8 protein-coding genes and 1 pseudogene are annotated in these 8,936 nt (G+C 66.1%); all 9 read right to left on the bottom strand.

Annotated elements, in window-relative coordinates:
• The coding region (locus tag ACWTU8_RS31460; protein ID WP_455851206.1) for a 3-oxoacyl-ACP synthase at nucleotides 1-793 on the bottom strand (793 nt) is incomplete at its 3' end.
• Complete coding sequence (locus ACWTU8_RS31455; RefSeq protein ID WP_455851205.1) at nucleotides 790-2,055, bottom strand: adenosylmethionine--8-amino-7-oxononanoate transaminase; 1,266 nt, start codon at nucleotides 2,053-2,055, stop codon at nucleotides 790-792. The genes ACWTU8_RS31455 and ACWTU8_RS31460, both read right to left, overlap by 4 nt.
• On the bottom strand, nucleotides 2,052-2,690 hold the full coding sequence (gene bioD, locus ACWTU8_RS31450) for a dethiobiotin synthase (protein ID WP_455851204.1): 639 nt from the start codon (nucleotides 2,688-2,690) through the stop codon (nucleotides 2,052-2,054). Before bioD ends, ACWTU8_RS31455 begins: the two co-directional genes overlap by 4 nt.
• Nucleotides 2,687-3,831 (bottom strand): annotated as a pseudogene (locus ACWTU8_RS31445) (8-amino-7-oxononanoate synthase). Before ACWTU8_RS31445 ends, bioD begins: the two are co-directional and overlap by 4 nt.
• Entirely contained in the window at nucleotides 3,828-4,826 is a 999-nt protein-coding gene (gene bioB, locus ACWTU8_RS31440; RefSeq protein ID WP_455851203.1) for a biotin synthase BioB, read from the bottom strand. The pseudogene ACWTU8_RS31445 and the gene bioB overlap by 4 nt, the downstream one beginning before the upstream one ends.
• Before the next feature lie 82 nt (nucleotides 4,827-4,908).
• Nucleotides 4,909-5,361, bottom strand: coding sequence for an aspartate 1-decarboxylase (gene panD, locus ACWTU8_RS31435; RefSeq protein ID WP_455851202.1), 453 nt, complete (start codon nucleotides 5,359-5,361; stop codon nucleotides 4,909-4,911).
• 17 nt (nucleotides 5,362-5,378) lie between these two features.
• Complete coding sequence (gene nadC, locus ACWTU8_RS31430) at nucleotides 5,379-6,260, bottom strand: carboxylating nicotinate-nucleotide diphosphorylase (RefSeq protein ID WP_455851201.1); 882 nt, start codon at nucleotides 6,258-6,260, stop codon at nucleotides 5,379-5,381.
• Nucleotides 6,257-7,804: an L-aspartate oxidase gene (locus ACWTU8_RS31425; protein ID WP_455851200.1), complete on the bottom strand. Its 1,548-nt coding sequence runs from the start codon at nucleotides 7,802-7,804 to the stop codon at nucleotides 6,257-6,259. The genes nadC and ACWTU8_RS31425 overlap by 4 nt, the downstream gene beginning before the upstream one ends.
• Nucleotides 7,801-8,775, bottom strand: coding sequence for a quinolinate synthase NadA (gene nadA / locus ACWTU8_RS31420; RefSeq protein ID WP_455851199.1), 975 nt, complete (start codon nucleotides 8,773-8,775; stop codon nucleotides 7,801-7,803). The genes ACWTU8_RS31425 and nadA overlap by 4 nt, the downstream gene beginning before the upstream one ends.
• Nucleotides 8,776-8,936 lie beyond the last annotated feature (161 nt).

The following is an 8,936-nucleotide window of genomic DNA, read 5'->3' as shown; positions in this document are numbered from 1 at the left end:
CGACCGCGTTGAAGATGCGGGCATTGGCCTGATGCGGCACAAAGCGAGCCACATCTGACGCCGAAACGCCGGCCGCCGCCAAGGCCTCCCCCGAACAGCGGCGCATCATCTCGACGGCCTTCACGAAGACCTCGCGGCCATCCGCGATGGTCATACGGGTTTCGGCGATGTCGATCTCGTCAGAGAAGGGGCGGTTGCTGCCACCCGCCGGAATCTGGATCAGTCCATAAGCAGACCCGTCCGAAGCAAGAGAGGAGCCGAGGATTCCGTGGCCAGGATCGCCGGAAGGGGCGAGCACCACCGCGCCGGCGCCGTCGGCAAAGAGCACCGCGCTTGCCCGCTCGGCGGGGTTGATGCGGCGGCTCAAAATGTTGGCGGCGATGACGATGGCCGGCTTGTTGTGCAGGCGAACGAAGCCCTCGGCGAAGGTCAAGGCGTAGATGAAGCCGGCACAGGCGCCGGCAAGGTCGACCCCGCCGGCATTTTCGAGGCCGAGCCTGTGCGCCACCAGCGGCGCGCTTGCCGGCAGGAGATGGTCCGGGGTCGAAGTGGCGAGCAGGAGCAGGCCGATCTCCTTGCGCTCGATGCGGGCTGCTTTTAGCGCCATGTCGCCTGCTTTTGTCGCCAGGCCGGAAAGCGTGTCGTCGGGTTCTGCCCAGAAACGCGAGCGGATGCCGGTACGTCCCTCGATCCAGCCCGCTTCCAGCCCGAGGCTTGCCTCGATCTCGGCATTTTCGACCCTGCGCGACGGCACGTGATGGCCAAGACCTATAATGCGCGCCGTGCGGTTCATCTGCCGGTGCCCGCAAGCCCGGCCGCCTCGTCGACAGCGTCGTAGAGCCGGTCGAGTTCGCTCGATGTGACGCAGTAGGGCGGCAGCACGTAGATGACATTGCCGAGCGGTCTCACCAGCAATCCGCGATCGAGGAAGAAAGCGCGCAGCTTTGGGCCGACCTCGGCCAGATAGCCTGCATTGCCGACCCGCATGTCGAGCGCGGCGATGGTGCCGGTCGTGCGCACATTCTCGAAACGCGGATCCCCGTTGAATCGCGCAACCTTCTCCGCCTGCATGCGTGACAGCGCAGCCAAGCGCTCTGCCGCAGGCTCATCGTTCCAGATGCCGATATTCGCGAGCGCCGCCGCGCAAGCGATCGGGTTGGCGGTATAGGAGCTCGAATGGAAGAAGGTCCTGGCCCGATCCTTGGAGTAATGGGCATAAAAGATCGCATCGGTGGCAAGTGTGGCCGCAAGCGGCAGCGAACCGCCGGTCAGACCCTTGGAAGTGCACAATATGTCGGGCGCTATTCCTGCCTGCTCGCAGGCGAACTTGGTTCCGGTGCGGCCCCAGCCGGTCATGACTTCGTCGGCGATCAAAAGCGTCCCGGAGCGCTCGGCAATGCGCTTGAGTTCGGCGAGAACCGAGGCGCGATACATGAGCATGCCTCCGGCGCCGAGCACTAGCGGCTCGACGATCAGCGCTGCAACGCCGCGGTCGCGCGTCAGCCGTTCGAAGGCATCGAGCGTTTTTTGCTCGTGGCCTGCGGCGGGGAAGGGGATGGTGTCGACCTCGAACAGAAGGGGCTCGTAGGCGGCATTGAAGACGCCGCGCGCGCCAACGCTCATCGCGCCGATCGTGTCGCCGTGATAGCTGTGCTCCATGACGACGATGCGCGAGCGCGGCGCACCGTTGTTGCGGTGAAAGCCGAGCGCCATCTTCAGCGCCACCTCGACGCTGGTGGAGCCGCTGTCGGAATAAAAGACCCAGTCGAGACCCGCGGGCGTCATGTCGACCAGCGCGGAGGCCAATTGCTCCGCCGGCTCGTGGGTGAGGCCGGCGAAGATCACCTGGTCGAGTGTCTCGGTCGCGGCTCGGATCGCCTCCATGATTTTTGGATGGCGATGGCCATGGGTAACCACCCACCAGGAGGAGATGGCGTCGAGGATGCGCTTGCCGTCGCGCGTCTCGACATAGGCGCCGTCGGTGCGTGCAATCGTCGGTGGCGCCGACTCGATGGCATGCTGCGTGAAGGGATGCCAGACAGCGGAGCGGCTCATGCGCGGGCCTTATCGAACGCCGCCATGTTGAAATAGGTTGTCATGGCCCATCGCAGCGTCATCGGCGTCAGCGGCTCGAGCAGGGGCAGGCGGCCGAGTACACGCACCTGGCCCATCCCCGCGATCGTGCACTCGGTGTCCGGCATCGCCTCGCCGATGAAGGCGACGCCGAGCAAGGGGATGTCGCGGCAGCGTAGCGCCTCGATCGAAAGCAGCGTGTGGTTGATCGTGCCGAGCGCGGTGCGTGCGCACAGCACGACCGGCGCTTGCCAGCGGGCGAAGACGTCGACGAACAGCGTCTTGCGGGTGAGCGGCACCATCAGGCCGCCGGCGCCCTCCACGATCAAGGGACGCTCAACATCGGGCAGGACGAGGCTGTCTGGGTCGATCGCCACGCCCTCGAGTTCGGCGGCACGATGCGGCGACAACGCCTTCGTCAGGCGCCAGGTTTCCGGCAGGATCCGTTCGGGCGGCAGTCCACCGAGGCGCGCGGCCGTCTGACTGTCGGTTTCGCCGTCAAGGCCCGACTGGACGGGTTTCCAGTATGCGGCGCCCAGCAGTCCGGCGAGTCCGGCCGCAAACACTGTCTTGCCGATGCCGGTGTCGGTGCCGGTGATGATGAAGGTCCTGCTCATAATCTGATGCGTCTCAGTTCGGCCAGCGCGTCGATCATGTCGGCAATATCGGCCACGCCGACATTGAGCGTCAGCGAGATCCTGAGCCTGGCCGTGCCCTCGGGCACGGTCGGCGGGCGGATGCCGCGCACGTCGAAGCCGCGTGCCTGAAGTGCCGTGGCAATCGCCATGGTCCGAAAATTGTCGCCGACGATGACGGGCAGGATCTGTGAGCCACTCGGCTGGATATCACAGCGCGTCTTGATCGCCTCGCCGGCAAAGGCGACGAGTCCCGCCAGCCGCTCGCGACGCTCGGGTTCGTCGTGGAGGATATTCAGCGCCTCGGATGCCGCCGCCGCCATCAGCGGCAAGGGGGCCGTGGCATAGATGAAAGGCCGGCAACGGTTGACGAGGTAGTCGCGGATGACAGCCGGTCCGGTCACAAGCGCGCCGGAGGCGCCGAGCGCCTTACCGCAGGTATGGAGCACCACGACATTGTCGCGGCCCTCGAGGTCATGCGCGAGACCACGCCCGTCCCGTCCGAAAACCCCGGTGGCGTGCGCCTCGTCGACGAACAGGAATGCCTCGTGACGGTCGGCGACCGCGATCAGCTCTCCGAGCGGTGCTCGGTCACCGTGCATCGAATAGAGGCTTTCTGCGATGATCCAGGCGCGGCCGGTTCCGCCCCTCGCGCGCCAAGCAATGATGGCATCGTTCACGGCATCCGCGTCGTTATGCGCGGCTTGCGCCACCTCGGCACGGCCGGCCCGCGCGCCTTCGTGCGCGCTGGCGTGGACGAGTTCATCCAGCACGATCAGGTCGCCCTTCTGCGGTAAGGTCGTCAGCACCGCGAAACTGGCGACATAACCGCTCCCGAAATAGAGCGCGCGCTCGGCGCCGAAGAAGTGAGCGGCCCTGGCCTCGAGCGCCTCGTGTTCGGGGTCGTTGCCGCGCAGCAGCCGCGAGCCGGTCGCTCCGACGGGCGTGCCGGCGGCAAGTGCGGTCGCGACCGCTTCGGCCAACCGTTTCGAACGCGCAAGCCGAGATAGTCGTTGGAGGCAAAGTCAAGGCCTTCAGGCCCGCTCAGGCCCCGCAACCGGTTCCTGCGCGCCAGCCCGCTGAGGCTCGTCTCGTAGCGCTCAAGCACGGCGGACCGTCTCACTGTGTTTCGCGTTCGATCGGCTTGATGCCGAGCCGGCTGAACAATGCGCTGTCCTTGTCCTCCTCGGGGTTTTCGGCGGTGAGCAGCGTATCGCCGACGAAGATGGCGTTGGCGCCTGCAAAAAAGCACAGCGCCTGCAACTCGTCGCTCATTGCCGTGCGGCCGGCCGAGAGCCGCACATCTGACTTCGGCATCATGACGCGGGCAAGCGCAACCAGCCGAACGAATTCGATCGGATCGATCGGCTCGGCCTCGGCAAGCGGCGTGCCCGGAATCGGGATCAGCATGTTGATCGGCACGCTGTCCGGCGGCTCCGGCAGGTTGGCGAGCGTCACCAGCATGTCGATGCGGTCGGCCTTTCCCTCGCCCATGCCGACAATGCCGCCGCAGCAGACCTTGATGCCGCTTTCGCGGACATTGGCCAGCGTGTCCAAGCGGTCGGCGAAGGTGCGGGTGGAGATGACCTCGCTGTAATAGCGCTCTGAGGTGTCGATGTTGTGATTGTAGTAGTCGAGGCCGGCCTCTTTGAGCCGTTGCGCCTGGTCGAGGTCGAGCATGCCGAGCGTCATGCAGGTCTCCATGCCGAGACCCTTCACGCCCTTAATCATGGCGACCACCGCGTCCATGGCGCGCTCCTTGGGGCTGCGCCAGGCGGCGCCCATGCAGTAGCGCGTCGCGCCCGCCTCCCGTGCTTTCCTGGCCTCGGCGACGACGCGTTCCACCTCCATCAGCTTCGACGCCTTGAGCCCCGATGGGTAATGCGCCGACTGGCTGCAATAGCCGCAATCCTCCGGACAGCCGCCGGTCTTTATACTGAGGAGCCGCGATAGCTGCACCCGGTTTTGATCGAAATTCTGGCGGTGGATCGTCTGGGCAAGGAAGAGCAGGTCGCTGAACGGCATGTCGTGGATAGCTTCAGCCGCTTGTCGGGTCCATCGAGGCAAGGTCCCATCAATCGGCTCGACGGCCCGCTCCTTGATGAGTTCGGCGTCCATTCCATCCATCATCATCAAGAATCCCTTTGCTGTGGCGCGAGTGAGCGAACGAAGAAGGCAGGCTGCCGGCCAGCCGGGTCAGTCATGATCTGCCCACCAGCGCCGGGACGGGGAGGGCGCCGCGGGCCTCATTGAGAATCGAGAAGCTGTAGCCCCCGTCTGCATTGCGCTCGACCGAATAGGTCAGCCGCTCGGCGATGTGATTGTCCCTGTCGAAGGTCAGCACGCGCGGCTTGAGCGCGGTGAGTTCGGCTCCCTCCACATAGACCGAGTTGCAGATGATGAGCGGATCGCCCGGCTGGCAGGTGCGGGCCGCGGCGCCATTGAGGATGCAACAGCGCGATCCGCTCTCGCCTGGGATGACATAGGTCGAGATGCGCGCGCCCGAATTCTTGTTCCAGATCTCGACGAATTCCATCGGCAGGAAGCCGGCCGCCTCGCAATGGGCGGGGTCGAGCGTGATAGAGCCATGGTAGTCGAGATTGGCCTCGGTGATGCGGATGCCGTGCAGCTTGCCGGCGAGGATCTTGCGCATCCCTTTCCTCCTCTCCATCAGTTCAAATGCGTGCAGATGTTCTCGTCGATCGGCACATCCAGGCCGATGTCGAGTATCGGCGCGCTGTGTGTCAGCCATCCCACGGAAATGAGGTCGACACCGGTCGCGGCAATCGCCGGAGCCGTTTGCGGCGTCACGCGGCCGGAGGCCTCGGTGATGGCGCGCCCGCCGACCATGGCGACTGCCTGGCTCAGTTGTTCGAGCGACATGTTGTCGAGCAGGACCGCGTCGACCTTCGATGAGAGCGCGATGTCGAGCTGTTCCAGCGTGTCGACCTCGACCTCAATCTTCACCATGTGGCCGGCTGCGGCGCGCGCCCGCTCGATCGCCGTGCGGATGTCGCCGGCGATCGCTATGTGGTTGTCCTTGATGAGCACTCCATCGTCGAGTCCGAAGCGGTGATTGGCTCCGCCGCCGACGCGCACGGCATATTTTTCCAGCGCGCGCAGTCCGGGTGTCGTCTTTCGCGTGCACACGATCCTGGCCTTGTGGCCACGCACGGCATTGACGATCCCCGCTGTGGCAGTTGCAATGCCGCTCAGGCGGCACAGGAAGTTGAGCGCCGTGCGCTCGGCCGTGAGCAGGCCCCGCGCCGGCCCGCACACCCGCGCGATCGTCTCGCCCGCCGCGACATCGCTGCCGTCCGGGCGCCTGATGTGCATATCGATCGCCGGGTCGACGAGCAGGAATGCGAACGCCACCAGATCGAGCCCGGCGACCACGCCCGCCTGCCGCGCGTTGAGCACCAAGGTGGCCCTGCAATCACGGGGGATCACCGCATCGCTCGTCAGGTCGCCGCTTCTGCCCAGGTCTTCGAGAAGGGCACTGCGCACGATCGGTTCAATCACGGCCGAGGGGAGGGGCGGGAATGGCTTCATATCAGTTGCTCCCTAGTCGGGGTTCGCCAGCCAAGGGCGACTGCGGCCTGAATTGCCATCTTGAGCGTTAGCCGCGACGGGCGGGCGTCTGAACTGCGCGCGGGGAAATCGGATCGGTAGTGCGAACCACGGCTCTCCTCGCGCCGCAGGGCCGCGATGGCGATCATCAGCGCGACCAGGGCCGGATCGGACGCTGCCGCGTTGTGAGCGGCGATCTGCAGCAGCGCCGCTACCGCCTGGCGCAGCGTCTCTCCATCCCGGATAATGCCGAGCGCGTGGGAGACGACCGGGCGAATGCAGGAAGGGTCCGGCCGCGGGGACACGAGCGTGGAAAAGATGCGCCGGGGGCAGCCCGGCGATGCGGCGGCGACGCTTTCGGCTACCCAAGCGGCCGTTACCACCGCTTCCGTGAGCGAGTTGCTGGCGAGCCGGTTGGCGCCATGCAGTCCGGTGCATGCGACCTCGCCGCAGGCCCACAGGCCGTCGAGGGAACTTCGGCCGGCGCTATCCACCGCCACGCCGCCCATGTGATAATGCGCCGCCGGGCGCACGGGGATCGGCTCACTGGCGGGATCCATACCTGCCTCTCGGCAGAACTGGGCTATGGCCGGGAAGCGCTTGCCGAAGCTCGGGCCGAGAGATTTCCGGGCGTCCAGGAACACACGATGCCCGGCAGCAAGCTGATGCCAAATCGCACGCGCGACCACGTCCCGTGGCGCGAGCTCGCCGCCAGGCGTGTCGGCGAGGAATCGCTCTCCTCGCTCGTCGACGAGCACGGCGCCTTCGCCGCGCACCGCTTCGCTCACCAGCGGCATCGGCCGCCGCGGATCGTCGAGCGCGGTCGGGTGGAACTGCACGAATTCGAGGTCGGCGAGTTCTGCCCCGGCTGAAGCCGCGAGCGCCAGCCCGTGACCAATTGAGCCAGGCGGGTTCGTGGTATCGCGGAACAAGCCGCCGATGCCACCGGTCGCGAGCACTACGCGGGACGTGGGCAGGCCGACCGCGCCCCTGCTTCCGACCGCCAGCAAGCCGACGATCGCGCCGTCCTCCACCATCAGCCGGCGCGCCTCTATCTCCTCCAGGACGGTGATCGATGGTGCGCGCCGCACGGCGGCGATGAGCGCGCGGACCAGCTCGCGACCCGTGGCGTCGCCGGCGGCATGGACGATCCGCCGGCGCGAATGCGCCGCCTCGAGCCCCAGCCGCAGCGCGCCGTCTGGGTAGCGGTCGAAGGCGACGCCGAAGCGCACGAGGTTATGGATCGCCTCGGGTGCGGCCTCGACCACGCGCCGCACTGTCGCCTCGTCGCAAAGTCCGTCGCCGGCAGCGAGCGTATCGGCCAGATGCAGGTCGGGGCCGTCGTCGCCGCCGAGGCTTGCTGCCAGACCGCCCTGGGCGAGCGCACTGCAGCCTGCGGTTCCGAGCGGCGCCCCGGAAAGGAGCACGACGGGCTCCGGCGCCAGATGAAGCGCCGTCATCAGCCCGGCAAGGCCGGCGCCGATAATGACCGGCGCACCACCGATGTCGTGGACGTCGAGGCTCATATAAGAAGCATGCGCTCGACTGCCCGTCGAGCTCGGTCCGCGACCTCTGGGTCGATGGTCACGATGTGGCGGTTTTCCTCGAGCGCGGCACGGATGTTGGCAAGCGTGATGCGCTTCATGTGTGGGCACAGATTACAGGGGCGGATGAAGTCCACTTCCGGATGCTCGACGGCGACATTGTCGCTCATCGAGCATTCGGTCATGAGGACGACGCGCGCCGGTTTCTGCCGGGCCACATAGTCCGACATGGCGGCCGTCGAGCCGGCGAAGTCCGCCTCGAGTACAACGTCGGGCGGGCATTCGGGATGGGCGAGCACCGTGACACCAGGATGCGCCTCGCGCAGCTCGCGGATGTCGGCGGGATCGAAGCGCTCATGCACCTCGCAGCGGCCCTTCCAGGCGATGATCTCGACATCGGTCTCGGCGGCGATGTTCTTCGCCAGATATTCGTCGGGCAGCATGATCACGCGCGGCGCGCCGAGCGATCCAACCACATCCCTGGCGTTACCGGAGGTGCAGCAGATGTCGGATTCGGCCTTCACGGCGGCGGAGGTGTTGACATAGGTGACGATCGGCACACCGGGGTATCGTTGCCGCAGCAGGCGGACATCGGTGACCGTTATGGACTCAGCCAGCGAGCATCCCGCCTCGAGATCCGGGATGAGCACGGTCTTGTCCGGATTGAGCAGTTTCGCCGTCTCGGCCATGAAGTGGACGCCGGCCAGCACGATCACATCCGCATTCACGTCCATCGCCTTGCGGGCCAGCGCCAGGCTGTCGCCGACGATATCTGCGACGCAGTGAAAGATCTCGGGCGTCTGGTAGTTATGCGCCAGGATGACGGCGTTGCGCTCGCGCTTCAGCGCGAGGATGGCGTCGATGTCGTCTACGAAAGCCGGCCATTCGATCGGCGGGATCACCCTGCGCACGCGCTCGTACAGATAGGCGGCCGAAGGCAGCGCGATGGTCATCAACAGCTCCGATTATCCTCAACCAGAATATAAGCGGCATATTCTTGATGTGAGTATAAGAGTCAACCCCGCGCCAGCGGCAATTTTGCCCCCGCAACCTCTCCCTCTTCGAGCACTGCGTGGCGGAAGCGATAAAGCTTCGCCGGCCGGCCACCGGTCTC

The sequence above is a fragment of the Mesorhizobium sp. BHbdii genome (genome assembly GCF_053848045.1).
The sequence above is the reverse complement of the archived record's forward strand: the minus strand, read 5'-3'. Positions and strand labels throughout refer to the sequence as shown.

Excerpts from the sequence above, each read along its gene's own strand:
- ACWTU8_RS31455 (WP_455851205.1), bottom strand. The coding sequence starts at position 2,055 with ATGAGCCGCTCCGCTGTCTGGCATCCCTTCACGCAGCATGCCATCGAG.
- bioD (WP_455851204.1), bottom strand. The coding sequence starts at position 2,690 with ATGAGCAGGACCTTCATCATCACCGGCACCGACACCGGCATCGGCAAG.
- bioB (WP_455851203.1), bottom strand. The coding sequence starts at position 4,826 with ATGGACGCCGAACTCATCAAGGAGCGGGCCGTCGAGCCGATTGATGGG.
- panD (WP_455851202.1), bottom strand. The coding sequence starts at position 5,361 with ATGCGCAAGATCCTCGCCGGCAAGCTGCACGGCATCCGCATCACCGAG.
- nadC (WP_455851201.1), bottom strand. The coding sequence starts at position 6,260 with ATGAAGCCATTCCCGCCCCTCCCCTCGGCCGTGATTGAACCGATCGTG.
- ACWTU8_RS31425 (WP_455851200.1), bottom strand. The coding sequence starts at position 7,804 with ATGAGCCTCGACGTCCACGACATCGGTGGTGCGCCGGTCATTATCGGC.
- nadA (WP_455851199.1), bottom strand. The coding sequence starts at position 8,775 with ATGACCATCGCGCTGCCTTCGGCCGCCTATCTGTACGAGCGCGTGCGC.